Below are 16,021 nucleotides of genomic sequence, written 5' to 3'. Positions count from 1 at the left end.
GTTCATGTCCGCAGGTCGTGTTGCACAACCTGCCGTTGCCGCCCTCGTGCTCGGCACGGTCGCCGTCGGCGCCGGTGCGAAATCCGCCGGACGGCGGCGTCGCCATCCGTCGACGCGCGCGGTGCCCGCGAGTGCCGCGTCCGCCGTCAAAGTCCCCGTGGGCACCGGGAACATCTCCGAGGACCTCCGGATCATGCTGCTCCGGTCGTACGTGCCCCGCGGACTTCCGCCTGTCGATCGACGCGGACCCGCCGCAGATAACCATCGTCAAGCGCAACCCGTCCTCCGGCGCACTGAAAGAGTTCCCGCTGCCGGACTGCCCGACCGGCTGACAGAGGCCGACAGCGTTACCGACCTCTTCAGCCACATCAAGACAGGACGGCTGAAGCCGCCGGTCCCGTCCTGGGAGCCGGGCGGCCCATACAACAGCTGGGTGGTGACGGCCTGTTCGGTGTCGTTCAGGTCGCCCAGCACGACCAGTCGCCGGTCCTGCCCGTGGTCGTCCAGGATGGCGGTGGCGACGACCCGCACGGTCGCTCCTTCGGCGGCCCGTCGGTACAGGGCGTAGGCGGCGAACCGAGCCCGCTCGTCCCCACACTTCTCGACAGGACCCCTTCAAGGTTTCCCCGGTGCAGTCGCAAGGCGACCGAAATTCGGAGACGGCTTAGTTACTTCGCCATGAAGAAGGCCGATTCGGTCTGATCGGCCCGGCTCGTCGGCCGCAGTTCCTGGTGCTTGGGTAGTTGATCTTGGTTCGGATGGGTTTCAGGCGGTCAGGGCGGCGATCTTGACCAGGTTGTGGGTCAGGATCCCTTGTCCGGTCCAGGTCCGGGCTCCTTCGAGCGAGTCCAGGCGCGTGCGGTCCCATCCGTAGCCGCGTTTGAGGGTGCTGATCCGGCCTTCGCAGCCGGTTCGCCACTTCACGGTCCGCCGGAACGCCGGCCGATGCTCGACGGCTCGGCGGGCCGCGCCGGGTCTGCCCTTGCGGGGGATGACGACGTTCCGCACGCCGCGGTCGGTCAGCTGCTGGTCGACACTGGCCTCGCCGTAGCCGCGGTCCGCGGTCACCGTGCGCGGCGTCCGACCGGTTCGCGCGGTGATCCGGTCGATCGCCGGCGCCAGTTGTGGTGCGTCGGGCGGGTTGCCCAGTTCGACGTTGTGGTCCAGCACGATGCCATCCTGGTTGTCGACAACCTGGCCCTTGTAGCCGAACTCGACCGGCTTACCGAGGCGGCCCTTGGCGATCGGCCGGGCCTGGGTGTCGTGCAGGCTGACCACCCGGGTGGCGCCGTCCGGGGTGCGGCCGGTCAGCCGGGTCCGGGTCTGCTCGATGATCCGTTCGGTCGCCTCGACCAGGTTCTGTAGGTCGTTGACCGCGCGGACCAACCGGCCGCGGCGTCGCCCGACGGCCGCGTCGCGGATCCCGGTCTTGGCCAGCGCCTTGGCCCTGGCCAGGGCCCTGTCCGCGGCGCGGTGGGCGTTGACCAGCAGCTTGCGGGTGTCCTTGATCGCCTGTTCGGCCAGGTCAGCGAGCTCGCCGGTGATCTTCTGCACCCCGGCGCGGGCCTCGTCTCGACCCAGTTGGGCGCGGGACCGCAGCTTGGCAGCGACCCCGTGCGCCTTCGCTCCGGCGGACCGGGACCGGTCCCGCACCCTTGTGCGGACCGCGCCGCCGGCCGCGTGGATCCGCTTCACGCTGGTGCCGATCCGGCGGATCGCTTTGGCCAGCAACCCCGAGTCGGTCGGGTACGCCACATTCGCCGGGACGACCGTGGTATCGGCGCGAACCCGGTTCGTGCGGACCACTTTCGCCTCGACCGCCTTGGGCCAGCAGCACCCGGTTCAACCCGTCAACCGCGGTCGATCCGCATCTGGTCGTGAGCTTGATCAGCGTCGTCGGGTGCGGCACGGGGCCCCGTCGAACGGGATCCGGCAGAACCGCCGCCAGGTGAACGAGTCGCTCACTTCTCGGCACAACGCCTCGTACCCGAGTCGGTACCGGAACTTGAGGAACATCAGCCGGAGGTAGACCTCCATCGGTGTGGACGGTCGGCCGATCCGCGGGTCGAAGAACGGCTCGAACGGTCCGAAGAACGCCTCGTCGTCCAGCAGCGCGTCCACCCGAGCCAACTCCTCGGGCAGCCGCAGCAACTCTTCGGGAAGGACGGCCTCCCACAACGAGATCTGATCGCCTACAGTACGAAACACGATGGTCCTGATCCCTTCTAGCCCAAGGGTTCAGGACCATCTTCGCAGCTCAGGGCACATACCGGCAGCTCCGACGCACCCGACTTTTTCAGGGTGAAGTAGTTAGCACTTGAGCGATCCTGGCCGTTTCGTGACATGCATCTGGCGCTGCTCGCCCAGTTCTTGCTTGAGATGCGCGGAGGAGCCACACGGGTGGACTCGCTGCAACGATCCTGGACGAACCGGCGTGTAATGTCGACCAGCGGAGGCGTCGGTCATGTCAACGCATTCGAGGGCCATGACGCGGACGGGCAACCGGATCGGCGTGTGGATGTACCGCGCATTGGGCGGCCGGTTGTCCAGCGGGAGCCGCTCCGTCACGGTCCTGCTCCTCACGTCGCCGGGTCGGCGGACCGGCCGACCTCGTTCGACCTGCGTGCGGTACCTGAAGACGGCCGATGGCTTCGTCGTCTGGGGCACCGGCTCCGGTGCCCCTCACGACCCCGACTGGTTCAAGAACCTGCGCGCCGCGCCGACGGCCCAGGTGCAGATCCGGGACCGGCACCTACGGGTGTGGCCACACGAGGTGACCGGCCCGGACCGGGACGCGATGTGGCGGGACGTCGTTCTCGCGGCGGCACCCGAGGTCGCCAAGTACGCCACCAAGGCCGGCCGCACCATCCCCATCGCGGTACTGGTACCGATTGACGGCAACTCGGGCTGAAGGCCACAGAGTGCGTGCCACGCCGGATTGCCACGGCGCGGCGCGGACGATCAGGTTCCCGGGATCGGAAAGTCGACGGTGTCGGCCAGTTCCCGGAACTCGCCGGCCTCGCCCCCGGCTCAGCCCTGCGGCACGCCCCGACGCCGGAAACCCGTCGCCGCGGCCGCGGCCAAGACGGTGGCGAGCGCGCCCATGACCACGAGCGGCAGTACCTGGACGGTGCCCAACGGAGGATTGCCGACGTGGGTCGTCGGAGACAGGTCGAGTACCCAGCCGGCGAGCTGGAGGCCCGGGCCGAGCAGGGCGATGCCGGCGACGACCGCGACGACCGCCCAGGCCGCCGGGAACGCGCGCGGCCGCATGCCGAACAGGGCGAGGGCGATCCCGCCGACGAGCACCTCAGCCGGCAGGTAGGCCAGGCCCGCACCCACGACCGGACCCGGGTCCACCGGCTCACTCATCGACCAGGCCGCCGCCGTGGCCAACACGATCGAGGCGATGATAACGATGCCGATCAGGCCCGTGACGATGACCAGACCGTGCGCGGTGAGCCACCGCGTGCGGGACAGGGTGCCGGCCAGCCGCGGCTCGAGCCGGCCGGCCGTCTCCTCCCCGCGCAGGGTGCCGACGGCCTGCACGGCGTATCCCATAGCGATCACGGCGACGTAGAGCTGGGTGACGGCGACGAAACCGTCCTCGGGTTGCGAACCCGACATGCCGATGGCCGCCGCCATGGCCGGGTTCCCGGCGACCGCGTCGAGGAACTGCTGGGCGAGCGCGCCCATCATCCCCGCGATCACCACCGCGCCGGCCAGCCAGCCGATGGCCGCCGGGCGGTGGATCGTGGCCGCCAAACCGACGGGCCGGCGCATCCAGGTGGTCGCCCGGGCCGGTCCCGCGCCCCCACGGACCAGAGCACTCCCGAGGTCGCGTCGGGCGGCGATGACGACGGCCAGGGTGGCGAGCAGGCCGCCGACAGCGAGGGGAATGAGCAGAGTCCACCAGCGCATCGAACCGAACGGCGCGGCCTTCTCGGCCCAGCCCAACGGCGAGAGCCACGTCACCCACGTGCCTGTCACGTCACCGACGCCCCGCAACAGGTACGAAAGGGCCAGGACGAGCAGGCTCCACCCGTAGACGCCTCGGCTGTGCAGGGTGATCTGGGCGAGCAGCGCGGCGAGCCCGGCGAAGACGAGGGCGAGCGCACCGAGGGACCCGGCGTACAGCAGCGATCCGGCCGCGGGCACCCCGGCCAGCACCAGGCCGAGGGTGAATGCGATGGCCGTGACAACAATGGCGGCGGAGGCGAGGACGAGCCCGGCCAGCACCGGGACGTGCCGCGCGACCCGTCCGCCGAGAATCGCCTCGAGCCGCCCGGCCTCCTCGTCGCGACGGGTGACCCGGGCGACGAGGCTGATCCCGAGCAGCGGCAGGAGGAAGGCGGCGAGGAAGCCGAACTCGTCCTGGATCACCCCGCCGAGACTGTCGATGCCCTCGACCCGCCCGTTGATCGCGACCAGCGCGTTCCCGGCGGTGACGGCCTGGGCGTAGGTGTGGATCTTGTCGGGGGTCGAGTAGAGGGCGGCGACCGCAATGGCCGTCCCGACCATCCCGGCGATGAGGGCGACCATCCAGACCAGGGTGCCGCTGCGATGCGTCCGCCACTGGACCCCCAGCATGATGCCCAATCCGGTGGCCCTCATCGACGGGCCTGTTCCGGCTCGCCCAGCTCGGCGGCATCCAGGGCGGCCTGACCCTCGTAGTTGCGCAGGAACAGCGCGTCCAGGCTCGGCGGGGTGGCCGTGAGGGTGTGGATCCGGGCGGCGTGCAGCCGGCCGACGGCGGCGTCCAGGTGCGCCGGATCGATGGTGAACCGGCTGTCGATGTGCCCGTCGACCCGCTCGCTGATATAGTCCCCTACGCCCGGGACCTCGGCAAGGCCGCCGGGAGCGCCGACGGTGACCGCGTGCACGTGCGTGCGGGTGTGCCGGCGCAGGTCGGCGAGGGTTCCGGTGGTCACGGTCCGGCCGCGGCGGATGATGCTCACCCGATCGGCGAGGGCCTCCACCTCACCGAGGATGTGGCTGGACAACAGGACGGTGCAGCCGTCGGCGCGCCGCTCGCGCACGACGTCCTGGAAGGCCTGCTCCATCAACGGGTCCAGCCCGGAGGTGGGCTCGTCGAGAACGAGCAGGTCCACGTCGGCGGCGAGGGCGGCGATGAGGGCGACCTTCTGCCGGTTGCCCTTGGAGTAATCGCGGACCCGTTTCGTCGGGTCCACCTCGAATCGCTCGATGAGGGCGGCGCGCCGGGTCTCGTCGAGCCCGCCCTGGGTCGCCCCGAGGACGTCGAGGCACTGCCCGCCGGTCAGCCCGGGCCAGAGGGCGACGTCGCCGGCGACGTAGGCGAGCCGGGCGTGCAGGGTGGCCGCGTCGCGCCACGGGTCGCCGCCGAACAGTTCGACCCGGCCCCCGCCGGCCCGGATGAGGCCGAGGATGATCCGGATCGTCGTCGACTTGCCGGCACCATTCGGGCCGAGGAAGCCGTGAACCTCGCCGCGCGTGACCTCGAGATCGAGCCCGTCGAGGGCACGGACGGAGCCGAAGGCCTTGATCAGTCCCTCGGCGCGGATGACGGATCGGGTTGTGCTCACCGGTGGTGCTCCCTTCGCCGGCGCGCTCGACGCGCCCGGCAGGTTGATCGAGAGGGTGGTGGTGCGGCCCGGCGGCCGGGTCCGGGACGGTGACCGGGACGCGGGCGACAAGGCGATTCGGGTACTCGATGGAACGGGGGGACGCGGTCGTCGCGACGGGTCGGCCGGATGCCCGGATCCCCGCTTGCCTGCGCAAACGCGGCACCGGCACGGCGGGCGCGGCCTTCCTCGGCGTCAGAAGGCCTGTCCGACGGCCGGCCTCAGGCCGCCGCTGGGTCCGCCCCGCGACGGCCGGCCGCAGGCGGTTTCGTCGGACCCCGGGTCGGTGGCGTGGTCACCGCTCGGTCGGGCCGAACCGGTCGGTTCATCCGGACCCGGCCGGCGCCGACATCTCAGCCGATGCTTCACCCGGTCCCCCGTCCGGCGTCGTCGGCGATGGTGAAAGCACCGCCCCGGTAGATCTCCATCACGGTGTTCCCCCAGCGCTGCAGCCCCGCCCGGCTCAGCGGATCGACTCCGAGCACCCGGGACACCTCGCCACGGAGCAGCACCACCGCAAGGTCGTTGACCAGCAGGAAGGCCGCTCGAGCAGGCGGGTCGGCGGTCGGCCGCACGACCCCGGCCGACTCCAGCCCGGCCAGGCTGGCCAGTGTCATGTCGTACAGTGAACCGAACAGCGCGGTCGCCGCGGGACCGCCGTCGATCAGCAGCCGCCGCAGGTAGGACAGCAGCACCCCGTCGGCGCCGACCTGGTCGTGGAACGCGGCAGCAATCGACATGTACTCCCCGGACAGGGCGTCCGAGTCGCCCATCCGCCCGAGCAGGTCGGCCAGGACCTCGGTCACCCGGGCGTCGACCGCCTCCCGGAGCCGGGCCTTGGTCCCGAAGTGGTGCACCACCAGCGACGACGACACGCCGGCGTCCGCGGCGATGTCCCGGATCGACACCGCCGCCCAGCCCCGGTCGGCGGTCAGCCGCATCGCACTTTCCCGGATCAGTGCCGCTCCGGTCAGATCCGCGACTGCACGCATGTGCAGACTATAGCACATCTGTGCAGCTTTTGGTGAGATTTGTCCAGTTCTTCGTCCACGTGGTCAGTGCGGGTGGCCTTCCTGGATCCCTTCCCCGGCCCGTGCATCGGGCTCGGGACCGCGACCGGAGCGGGAAGCCGGGGACCCTGCTCGACCGGCGACGGCACTTCGTGGGCGCCGCCGTCACACTGACCGCCGGGTTGGCTCCTGGCGATCACTGCGGGCGTGGCGGTCGGCTCGATCGACAGCGGGTCGACCGTCCTGGCCGCGGCGGTCCCGCTCGGCCTGGCCGCCGTCGTGGCCCCGCAGCTGCGGACCGGCAGCGGCTTCGTGGCGGTGGCGGCGGCCGTGACCGTGAGCTTCGCGTCGGCCTCGTGGCCCGCCGGGACCGGCGTGCTCGGGGCGATGGGTGCCTCTGCACTGGCCGGCGGCCTGACCGCGGGGCGATCGCGATGAGCACCTGGATCGCCATCGCTCTGGTCGGGATCGGCAGTTATGCCCTGCGGGTCACGCCGCTGCTGATCGCGGGCCGAATGCGGCTGGGTGAGCGGACCCAACTCATCCTCCGGTACGCCGGGATCGGCGGTATGGCCGCACTGCTGGTGTCCGCGCTGACGCCACCCGCGACGGCCGGAGGCGGTCACCGGGTGCCCCAACTGGTCGCGGTGGTGACCTGCGCGGTGGTCGCCGTCCGCGGGAGATCGATGACCCGGTCCCTGGTGGCCGGAGCCGTCGGCTTTCTCGTCGCCGGCGGAGCCGTTGCCCTCCTTGGCTGATCGCCGCCGGATCAGGGCCGGGCGGGCCGGTCGATCCCGCCCAGGAACGACTCGAACTCGGCCAGGAAGGCGCTCTAGGCGGCTTCGCCGTCCAGGAGGATGTGGTTGTCGCTGTCCAGGGACACGAACCGGCTGTCGGGGATCAGCGACGCAAGCAGCCGGCCCTGTTCGAATGGCGGCCGCTGATCGCCCCGGGCGTGCATGACCAGCGTGCGGGCCCGCACCCGGCGGGCCTGGTCCATCACGTCGATGGACCCGCAGGCGTCGAGCACCCTGGCCGCGTTCTCCGCCGAGGTGCTCGCCCGTTGCAGTTCGTTGAACGCCTGCCACAATTCCTTCGACCCGCCGGGCATGAACTGGGACGTGAACACCTGCCGGATCGCGGGGTCGTCGCTCCCCCAACCCAGCCGGGCCAGGTCAACCTGCAACCGGTGCCGGTCGCGGTCCTGCTCGGTGACGGCTCGGACCAGCCGGCTCTGGGCGGACGCTCCGTAGAGCACCAGGTCCGGACCCGCGCGGGGTGCCGGGCCGCGTAGGCGACGGCGAAGGCCCCACCCTGCGAGATGCCCAACAGATCGAAATCGTCCAGCCCGATCGCGTCCACGACGGTTTCCAGGTCGGTGACCCAGTCCTCGAACGAGGGTTCCGGCACGTCCCGATCGGACAGTCAGCAGCCTCGTTCGTCGTACCGGATCAGCGTGCGGTGGCGGGACAGCCCGACCAGCCAGTGCCGCCACACCGGGCTGTGCCAGGCGAAACCGCACCGGGTGACTGCCCGGCGCGGCGGTCCTGCTTCTGGTCCGGCAACGCACGGCCGCCCGGGGCTCAGCCGTCGTCGGCGGTGGGGCGGCTGCTTTCCGGTTCCTCGAACCGGCGGGCGATGATCACGTCCGTGGAGGAGTGGGCCACAATCGACAGGGTGATCGTCAGGGCGACCAGATGGAAGATGGTGTCCGCCGCGGGGATACCGGATTGCAGCACGAGCAACCCGTAGACCACCGCGGCGAACCCCTTGGGCCCGAACCAGAACGCGGTCCACCGTTCCCTCCTGGTCAGGGACGAACCGAGAAAGGAGACCGCCAGCGCCGCCGGTCGCGCGAGGATGATCGCCAGCGCCGCGAAGATCCACCCGCCGAAGGGGATCTCCGCCAGGAAGGCGGGCGAGATGAGGGCGCCGAAGACCAGCAAGGCGGCCAGCTTGAGCAGTTCGGCGATCAGCTCGCCGATCGGCTCGAACGATTCCCGTTGATGGGGGCCGCAGCTGGCGATGGTGATGCCGGCGCTGAACGCGGCCAGGTACAGATTGGCCTCGGTCGCCAGGCAGATCCCCAGGATCAACAGACCGATGGCGATCGCGGTGAGCGGCTGGTACCGCGCCGATGCCGAGAACAGCCGGCTGCCCTCCAGGCGCACGGCCAGGTAGGGCACGAAGACGCCGATCGCCACCCCGCCGACCAACTCGGCCAGCAGGGTCCCGCTCGCCGGCTGGGCATCCGCGTCGCCGGACATCGCCAGGAAGATCAGCACGAGCGGCAGGGCCAGGCCGTCGTTGATGCCGGACTCGACGTTCAGCAGCTGGCGCAGCCGTCCTGGCACCCGCTCGTTGCCGACCAGGGCCGCGGCGAACACCGGGTCCGTGGGGGCCAGCACCGCGCCGATCAGCAGTGCCTCGGGCCAGGACAGGCCGACCAGCCAGGCGGCCAGCGCCGCGGTCAGGGCCACCGTGAGCGGCAGGCCGAGCAGCAGGGCCCGTCCCGGGAGCCGCCAGGCGGCGCGCAGGTCGGACCAGCCGACCCGCATCCCATCGGTGAACAGCACCCAGAACAGGGCCTGCTGGGCCAGTGTCGCCACGATCGGACTGTCCGGGGTCAGCGGTACCAGCCCGAGCACGCCGTCCCCGCACACGATGCCGACCAGCAGGAACAGGACCGCGGTGGACAGGATGGTCCGTTGCGCGAGGTCGGACACCAGCACGGCGACGAGCAGGGTCACCGCGAAGACCAGCAACAGAGCGTCCATGCCCGCCATGGTGGTGGTGCGGGTCGGCGCCTTGTCGTCCGGGGTCGCGTCCGGCCAGAGGAATCACTTTCCGTGTCATTGCGGGCTCTGCGATTGCGCTCAGTGGTCAACTCACGACAGACGCTCAGTGGTCAACTCACGACAGAATTGTCAGGAAATCGTCAGGTTTGCCGGGCTTGGGCGCGCGCCACGATGGACGCCGGCCGCGTCCAGCGTGCACGCCACCGCGGACGCCTGTCCGTCACGATCGTGGGGAGAACCAGTAATGACGGAACCGATCACCCTTGACCAGCTCCCCGGCCCACGCGGTCTTCCGCTGCTGGGCAACCTGTTCGACATCGACACGCACAGCCCCGTCGACGGCTTCATCGCGATGGCCAAGGAGTACGGCCCCATCTATCGGCTGACCCTTCCGGCCGGCTCGCGAGTGATGGTCTCGGGTGCCGATCTGGTCGACCAGATGTGCGACGACCAGAAGTTCGACAAGAAGATCGGCGCCGGGCTCAAGGCCCTGCAGAAGAGCGTGGCCGGTTCGGGGCTGTTCACCAGCGACACCGCCGATCCGATGTGGCACCGGGCGCACAACATCCTGATGGCCCCGTTCAGCCAGCAGGCGATGCGGGAGTACATGCCACGCATGCTGGACATCGCCGGGCAGCTGATGGGCAAGTGGTCGCGGCTCAATCCCGACGAGGAGGTCAACGTCCCGGTCGACATGACCAGCCTGACCCTGGACACCATCGCACTATGCGGGTTCGACTACCGCTTCAACTCCTACTACCGGGACACCCAGCACCCGTTCGTGCAGGCGATGGTGCGGGTGCTGACCGAGGCCCAGCGCCGGGCCACCCAGCCCAAGATCGCGCAGCGGCTCCGGATCAAGGCCAACCGGCAGACCCAGGAGGACCAGGAGTTCATGAAGAACCTGGTCCAGGGCCTGGTCGAGGACCGCCGCCGGCAGGGCGACCAGGCGGACAACACCGACCTGCTGGGCCGCATGCTCACCGGAAGGGACAAGAACGGGGAAGGACTGCCCGACGAGAACATCATCGCCCAGTGCCTGACGTTCCTGGTCGCCGGGCACGAGACCACCAGCGGGCTGCTGTCCTTCGCGATCTACTACCTGATAAAGCATCCCGAGTTCGCCGAGCGGGCCCGCGCCGAGGTCGACGAGGTCCTGGGCGACGACGCCGAACCGAGCTACGACCAGGTGCGGCGGCTGACCTACGTCGCGCAGGTGCTGGACGAGACCCTGCGGATGTGGCCGACCGCGCCGATCTTCACCCGGGCACCCTTCGAGGACACTCTGCTCGGCGGCAAGTACGCCATCCCGGCCGGCACCGCCATGTCGGTGGTGATCCCCAGCCTGCACCGGGACCGATCGGTGTGGGGGGACAGCGCCGACGAGTTCGATCCCGATCACTTCTCCGCCGAGCGCAAGGCTGCGCTGCCGCCGAACGCCTACAAGCCGTTCGGCACCGGGATGCGGTCGTGCATCGGTCGGCAGTTCGCCCTCCAGGAGGCAACCCTGGTGTTGGGCATGCTGTTGCAACGGTTCCAGTTCGTCGACCACCGCAACTATCAGCTGCACACAAAGACCACCCTCACCGTCAAGCCCGACGAGTTCTTCATCAAGGTTAAGCTGCGCCCCGGCCGGGCGCTGGTGCACCGCGAGACGGCCGCCGCCGCGGCGACCGCCGCCCCCGCGGCCGTCGCGCGGCCGGCGGTGGCCGGTCATGGCACCCCGTTGACCGTCCTGTTCGGCTCCAACCTGGGCACCGCGGAGGGGATCGCCACCAAACTGGCCCGGGAGGGCACCGAGCGCGGTTTCGACGTCACCCTCGCGCCCCTGGACGAGCACGTCGGGCAGGTGCCCGCCAACGGCGCGCTGATCGTGGTGAGCGCGTCCTACAACGGCATGCCGCCGGAGAACGCCGAGGACTTCGTCGCCTGGATGCGCGATCCTTCGCTGCCGTCCGACGCCTTCGCGGGCCTGTCCTTCACCGTGTTCGGCTGCGGCGACACCGACTGGGCGTCCACCTACCAGGCCGTGCCCACGCTGCTGGACACCGAGCTGGAAAGGCACGGCGCGACGCGGGTGCACCCCCGCGGCGCCGGCGACGCGCACGCCGACTTCGACGACCAGTACCGGTCCTGGCACGCCGGTCTGTGGGCCGACTTGGCGACTGCGCTCGGCCTGCCGGCCACCGCTGCCGAACCGGCGGCCGCGGGCCCCCGGCTCTCGATCACCATCGTGAACCGGCAGCTGGCGAACCCGGTCGTGCTGTCGTACGAGGCCCAAGCCGCCCGGGTGACCGAGAACCGGGAGCTGACCCTGACCGATCCGGCGAGCCCCGGGGCCCGCTCGACCCGGCACCTGCAGGTGACGTTGCCCGAGGGCGTCGAGTACCGGGCGGGTGACCACCTGGGCGTGCTGCCGCGCAACGGCATCGATCTGATCCGCCGGGTGATGTTCCGGTTCGCCCTGGACGCCGGCATGTACCTGACGATCATTCCCAACAGCGGCACCCACACCCACCTCCCCACCGATGAACAGACTCCTCTACTGGGCGTCCTGGGCAGTTGCGTGGAACTGCAGGCGACGGCGACCCGCGCCGACATCGAGGTGCTCGCCGAGTACACCGACGACCCGGCGCAGCGGGCCGAGCTGCAGGCGTTGCTGGGCGACGACGAGCAGTCCCGCACCCGCTACCGCGAGCAGGTGTCCGGGCCGAACCTGTCGGTGCTGGATCTGCTGGAGCGCTACCCGGACTGCGCGATCCCGTTCGCGGTCTACCTGGACCTGCTCCCGGCGCTGCAACCTCGCTACTACTCGATCTCGTCCTCGCCGCTGGTCAGCCCGGCGGAATGCACCATCACCGCGGGTGTGCTGCGCGCACCGGCGGCGGGCCGGGACCACGAGTTCGCCGGGGTGTGCTCGAACTACCTGGCCTCCATGGCACCCAACAGCACCATCTTCGCCTTCCGGCGGGAGCCGACCATCCCCTTCCGGCCACCCGCCGACCCGACCATCCCGATGATCATGATCGCGGCCGGCACCGGGCTCGCCCCGTTCCGCGGCTTCCTCCAGGAGCGGGCCGTGCAGAAGGAGCGCGGCGAACCGGTGGCCCCCTCGCTGCTGTTCTTCGGCTGCCGCTACCCCGATCAGTTCCTGTACGCCGACGAGCTGGCCGACTCCGAGAAGACCGCCGACGTGCGGGTCTACACCGCCTTCTCCCGGCAGCCCGTGGAGGGCCGGCGGTACGCCCAGCACGAGATGCTGGCCCACCAGGACGAGATCTGGGACCTGATCGGGCAGGGCGCGTCGATCTTCGTCTGCGGGAACGCGCGCACCCTGGCGCCCGGGGTCCGGGCCGCCCTCACCCAGATCTCCGCGAGCAAGACCGGGCAGTCGGCCGACGACGCCGACACCTGGCTCGCCGGTCTACGGTCCGAGAAACGCTTCCTGGAGGACATCTGGGGCGCCGGCTGATGGGAGCGGTCATCGGGCAGACCCTGCCGCTGGCCGTCGGCATCGCCCTGTCGCCCCTGCCGATCATCGCGGCGATCCTCATGCTGCTGTCCCCACGGGCCGCGACGAACGGGTCGGGCTTCCTGCTCGGCTGGATCATCGGCGTCGTCGTGGTCACCGTCGTCATGATCGGGCTGTCCGGCAGCCTGCACACCGGCGGCCCGCCACCGGCCTGGGCCTCGTGGACGAAGATCGTCCTCGGCATTCTGCTGGTGCTCCGGGGGGCCGGCCGGTGGCGCCGCCGCGGCGAGCAGCGGGACACTCCGAAATGGATGAAGGCGATCGACAACTTCACCTTCGGCCGGTCCCTGGTCGTCGGGATGCTGCTGTCCGCGGTCAATCCCAAGAATCTCATTCTCGCGGTTGCCGCCGGGCTGGCCATCGGGACGGCCGGGCTGGCGATCGGCGCCGAGGTGGTCGTGCTGATCGTGTTCACCGCGATCGCATCCCTGACGGTGGCGATTCCGGTGATCGGCTACCTGGTGGCCGGGCAGCGGATGCGACCCTGGCTGGACCGGGCGAAGGTGTGGTTGCAGGCCAACAACGCCGGGATGATGGCGGTCCTCATCCTCATTCTGAGCGCGGTGCTGATCGGCAAGGGCATCGAGGGCCTGAGCTCGATTTCGATGTGACACCCGCTCAGGCCGGCACACGGCCAGGACTCCGCTCAGGGGCCCGACCGTGCACTGGTGGTCGTGTGCGACGGTCACAGCCAGCCGCGTTCGCGGGCCTGCCGGGCAGCAGCGATGCGGTTGCCGGCGCCGAGCTTGTGGGTGGCTTCGGATAGATAGTTGCGGACGGTTCCCTCCGACAGGTGCAGGCGCCGGGCGATGTCGGCGTTGGACAGCCCGTCCTCGGTCAGCCGTAAGACCTCGCGTTCCCGGTCGGCGAGCGGGTCGGGCTCGCTCCAGGCGTCGGCCGCGAGTTCGGGGTCGACGGCGCGACCGCCCGCGTGGACGGTGCGGATCGCCGCCGCGAGGGTGGCCGACGGTGCGTCCTTGAGCAGGTAACCACCGGCTCCCGCGTCCAGCGCGCGGCGCAGGTAGCCCGCCCGGGCAAAGGTGGTCAGGATGACCACCCGGGTGGGCAGGCCCAGCCGTCGGACCTCGGCGGCGACGTCGAGTCCGGTGCGGCCGGGCATCCACCCGCAAAGCGTCGGCGAGGATGAGTCCAGCTCGAGTTCGCTGGAGGAACTCGGAATCAGCTGCACTCACGAATCGCATCGGTCAACACCACGACTCGCCAGGTCCACGTGACCTGCATCGACGCGACCGGCTGCCGCTCCGCCCGCGAAAAGTGGTCAGGGACAGCATGAATGCTGTATCCATGGAGAATGAACGACGCCGACGTGACGGTGCAGCCGGAGCCGTTGGCCCAGGCCCGCCAGGCGTCCGCCGACCGCCGGTTCGGTGCGGCGCTGGAGGCGTTCGGCCGCGCCGGCCCGGTCGCCGGGCTGGCGGCCGACGACCTGATGGCGTGGAGCGGCGCGGCGTGGTGGCTGGGCCGGACCGAGGAGGCGCTCCGGCTGGCCGAGCTGGGGCACCGGCGGCTGCTCGCCGACGGCTCGATGACCCGGGCCGCCCAGGAGGCCATCGGGCTGGGTTTCCTGCTCATGCTGCGCGGGGATCTGGCTGAGGGTTCGGGCTGGATCCAGCGTGGTCGTTCCCTGCTCGAGCAATCCCCGGACGAGCTGGCCGCCGGCTACTCCGCACAGTTCGCCGCCGAGGACGCGCTCCGGGGCGGCGGCGACCTGGACCGCGCGGTCGACCGCGCCCGCCACGCCCGCGAGATCGCCCAGCGGGTCGGCGACCACGCGCTGCTCTCGCTGGCCCTGATGACCGAGGGGACGGCGCGGCTGAGCGGGGGCGCGGTGACCGAGGGGCTGTCCCTGCTCGACGAGGCGATGCTGCCGGTGCAGGCCGGCGCGGTTCCGCCGGATTTCGCCGGGAACCTGTACTGCCAGATGATCGCGATCTGCTGGGAGCTGTCCGACCTGCGCCGGGCCCGGGAGTGGACGGAGGCGGTCGCCCGATGGTGCGAGGGTTTCGACAGCGCCGTCATGTTCTCGGGGATCTGCCGCATGCATCAGGTCCAGCTGCGGCAGGTCGCCGGGGAGTGGGACGTGGCCGCCGAGCAGGCCCGGATCGTGTGCACCGAGTTGATCGGCATGAACGTCGCGGTGATGGCGGAGGGTCACTACCTTCGGGCCGACCTCCTCCGGCTGCGCGGGCGGATCGGCGAGGCGGAGGCCGCCTACGTGCAGGCTCACGAGCTGGGTCGGGACCCGCAACCCGGCCTGGCGCTGCTCAGGGCCCAGTCGGGGCAGGTCGGTGCGGCCGTCGCGGCGCTGAATTCGTCTCTCGCGGGACACCGTGGACCCGCGTACGGGCGGGCGCCTGTGCTCCGTGCGCTTGTCGATGTTGCCGTTGAGGCCCACGACCTGGACAGGGCGCGGGGCGCGTGCGCCGAGCTGTCCCAGATCGCCCGGCGCTGGGGGTCGGACGGGCTGCTGGCCGCGGCCGCCCAGGCCGACGGCGTGGTCGCGGTCGCGGGCGGGCGGCCGGCCGACGCGGTGGCCCCGCTCCGCGACGCGGTGGCCCGGTGGCGGGAGCTCGAGGCGCCGTACGACTGCGCCAGGACACGGACGGTCCTCGCCGAGGCGCTCGCGGCACTCGGCGACAACTCCTCGGCCCGACTGGAGCGTCAGGCCGCGGAGCGGACCCTGACGGTCCTCGGGGCGGTCGTCGATCTGCGCAGGCTCGCCGGCGGCCCGGGAACGACGGCGTCGCCCGGCGGGTTGACCGCACGGGAGACGGAGATCCTCGCGCTCGTCGCCCGCGGCGATACGAACCGGCAGGTCGCGCAGGCGTTGGTGATCAGCGAGAAGACAGTCGCCCGGCACCTGGCGAACGTGCACCGCAAGCTGGGCGTCTCCACCCGGACCGCGGCCGTCGCCTGGGCGCGGCGCAACGGCCTGCACGACGGGCCGCCCGACCTGCACTGAAGCATGCACAGCGGGCCCGGAAAGTGCACATTTCTGCGGAAGCGCGCGGGTCGCCGACCTTCCTAGATTCGGAGCAGGCCGGGAACGACCCGGCA

12 protein-coding genes and 3 pseudogenes are annotated in these 16,021 nt (G+C 70.9%); 6 read left to right on the top strand and 9 right to left on the bottom strand.

From position 1 onward, the window contains the following. Positions 1-375: 375 nt before the first annotated feature. Positions 376-588 (bottom strand): annotated as a pseudogene (locus NAMU_RS31800) (endonuclease/exonuclease/phosphatase family protein); the annotation flags it as partial. Positions 589-765: 177 nt separating this feature from the next. Further along, positions 766-2,208: pseudogene (locus NAMU_RS28335) on the bottom strand (ISNCY family transposase). A 277-nt stretch (positions 2,209-2,485) separates the two neighbouring features. On the opposite strand from NAMU_RS28335, the gene NAMU_RS28330 reads away from it, so the two are divergent. Beyond that, positions 2,486-2,911, top strand: coding sequence for a nitroreductase/quinone reductase family protein (locus NAMU_RS28330; protein ID WP_169312492.1), 426 nt, complete (start codon positions 2,486-2,488; stop codon positions 2,909-2,911). Between the two features lie 119 nt (positions 2,912-3,030). On the opposite strand, the gene NAMU_RS12990 is transcribed toward NAMU_RS28330, so the two are convergent. The 3 genes from NAMU_RS12990 to NAMU_RS12980 form a co-directional block, all read right to left on the bottom strand. Continuing rightward, positions 3,031-4,614: an ABC transporter permease gene (locus tag NAMU_RS12990; protein WP_015747851.1), complete on the bottom strand. Its 1,584-nt coding sequence runs from the start codon at positions 4,612-4,614 to the stop codon at positions 3,031-3,033. Further along, on the bottom strand, positions 4,611-5,564 hold the full coding sequence (locus NAMU_RS12985) for an ABC transporter ATP-binding protein (RefSeq protein ID WP_015747850.1): 954 nt from the start codon (positions 5,562-5,564) through the stop codon (positions 4,611-4,613). Before NAMU_RS12985 ends, NAMU_RS12990 begins: the two co-directional genes overlap by 4 nt. 404 nt (positions 5,565-5,968) lie before the next feature. Next, the gene (locus NAMU_RS12980; RefSeq protein WP_217180857.1) at positions 5,969-6,595 is read right to left on the bottom strand and encodes a TetR/AcrR family transcriptional regulator; all 627 of its coding nucleotides are present in this window, start codon (positions 6,593-6,595) and stop codon (positions 5,969-5,971) included. Positions 6,596-6,820: 225 nt separating this feature from the next. On the opposite strand from NAMU_RS12980, the gene NAMU_RS12975 reads away from it, so the two are divergent. Next, positions 6,821-7,051, top strand: a complete 231-nt coding sequence (locus NAMU_RS12975) for a hypothetical protein (RefSeq protein ID WP_015747848.1) — start codon at positions 6,821-6,823, stop codon at positions 7,049-7,051. After that, the gene (locus tag NAMU_RS12970) at positions 7,048-7,371 is read left to right on the top strand and encodes an AzlD domain-containing protein (RefSeq protein ID WP_015747847.1); all 324 of its coding nucleotides are present in this window, start codon (positions 7,048-7,050) and stop codon (positions 7,369-7,371) included. The genes NAMU_RS12975 and NAMU_RS12970 overlap by 4 nt, the downstream gene beginning before the upstream one ends. A gap of 74 nt (positions 7,372-7,445) precedes the next feature. Here the strand turns inward: NAMU_RS12970 and NAMU_RS31000 are convergent, their stop codons facing one another. The 3 genes and pseudogenes from NAMU_RS31000 to NAMU_RS12960 all read right to left on the bottom strand — a co-directional run bounded on the left by NAMU_RS31000 (position 7,446) and on the right by NAMU_RS12960 (position 9,399). Further along, complete coding sequence (locus NAMU_RS31000; protein WP_052307930.1) at positions 7,446-7,871, bottom strand: alpha/beta fold hydrolase; 426 nt, start codon at positions 7,869-7,871, stop codon at positions 7,446-7,448. Positions 7,872-7,885: 14 nt separating this feature from the next. Further along, positions 7,886-8,023 (bottom strand): annotated as a pseudogene (locus NAMU_RS31795) (alpha/beta fold hydrolase); the annotation flags it as partial. Positions 8,024-8,196: 173 nt separating this feature from the next. Continuing rightward, a complete protein-coding gene (locus NAMU_RS12960; RefSeq protein ID WP_015747846.1) occupies positions 8,197-9,399 on the bottom strand; it encodes a cation:proton antiporter in 1,203 nt (400 codons plus the stop codon). Between the two features lie 256 nt (positions 9,400-9,655). Between NAMU_RS12960 and NAMU_RS12955 the strand changes: the two genes are divergently transcribed. Both NAMU_RS12955 and NAMU_RS12950 read left to right on the top strand, forming a co-directional pair. Beyond that, positions 9,656-12,883, top strand: coding sequence for a bifunctional cytochrome P450/NADPH--P450 reductase (locus NAMU_RS12955; protein WP_015747845.1), 3,228 nt, complete (start codon positions 9,656-9,658; stop codon positions 12,881-12,883). Further along, complete coding sequence (locus NAMU_RS12950) at positions 12,883-13,554, top strand: GAP family protein (RefSeq protein ID WP_015747844.1); 672 nt, start codon at positions 12,883-12,885, stop codon at positions 13,552-13,554. The genes NAMU_RS12955 and NAMU_RS12950 overlap by 1 nt, the downstream gene beginning before the upstream one ends. A gap of 74 nt (positions 13,555-13,628) precedes the next feature. Here the strand turns inward: NAMU_RS12950 and NAMU_RS12945 are convergent, their stop codons facing one another. Then, positions 13,629-14,123 carry a LuxR C-terminal-related transcriptional regulator gene (locus NAMU_RS12945; protein ID WP_407669243.1) on the bottom strand — a complete coding sequence of 165 codons (495 nt, stop codon included), beginning with the start codon at positions 14,121-14,123 and terminating at the stop codon, positions 13,629-13,631. Positions 14,124-14,255: 132 nt separating this feature from the next. Here NAMU_RS12945 and NAMU_RS30995 point away from each other — a divergent pair, with 132 nt between their 5' ends. Continuing rightward, positions 14,256-15,926 carry a response regulator transcription factor gene (locus NAMU_RS30995; RefSeq protein WP_041368852.1) on the top strand — a complete coding sequence of 557 codons (1,671 nt, stop codon included), beginning with the start codon at positions 14,256-14,258 and terminating at the stop codon, positions 15,924-15,926. The last annotated feature ends 95 nt before the right edge of the window (positions 15,927-16,021 follow it).

This window comes from Nakamurella multipartita DSM 44233, assembly GCF_000024365.1.
GTDB lineage: Bacteria > Actinomycetota > Actinomycetes > Mycobacteriales > Nakamurellaceae > Nakamurella > Nakamurella multipartita.
This window is presented reverse-complemented; position numbering and strand designations above follow the sequence as displayed.

Excerpts from the sequence above, each read along its gene's own strand:
- NAMU_RS12990 (WP_015747851.1), bottom strand. The coding sequence starts at position 4,614 with ATGAGGGCCACCGGATTGGGCATCATGCTGGGGGTCCAGTGGCGGACG.
- NAMU_RS12960 (WP_015747846.1), bottom strand. The coding sequence starts at position 9,399 with ATGGCGGGCATGGACGCTCTGTTGCTGGTCTTCGCGGTGACCCTGCTC.
- NAMU_RS12950 (WP_015747844.1), top strand. The coding sequence starts at position 12,883 with ATGGGAGCGGTCATCGGGCAGACCCTGCCGCTGGCCGTCGGCATCGCC.
- NAMU_RS28330 (WP_169312492.1), top strand. The coding sequence starts at position 2,486 with ATGACGCGGACGGGCAACCGGATCGGCGTGTGGATGTACCGCGCATTG.
- NAMU_RS12955 (WP_015747845.1), top strand. The coding sequence starts at position 9,656 with ATGACGGAACCGATCACCCTTGACCAGCTCCCCGGCCCACGCGGTCTT.
- NAMU_RS30995 (WP_041368852.1), top strand. The coding sequence starts at position 14,256 with ATGAACGACGCCGACGTGACGGTGCAGCCGGAGCCGTTGGCCCAGGCC.
- NAMU_RS12980 (WP_217180857.1), bottom strand. The coding sequence starts at position 6,595 with ATGCGTGCAGTCGCGGATCTGACCGGAGCGGCACTGATCCGGGAAAGT.
- NAMU_RS12970 (WP_015747847.1), top strand. The coding sequence starts at position 7,048 with ATGAGCACCTGGATCGCCATCGCTCTGGTCGGGATCGGCAGTTATGCC.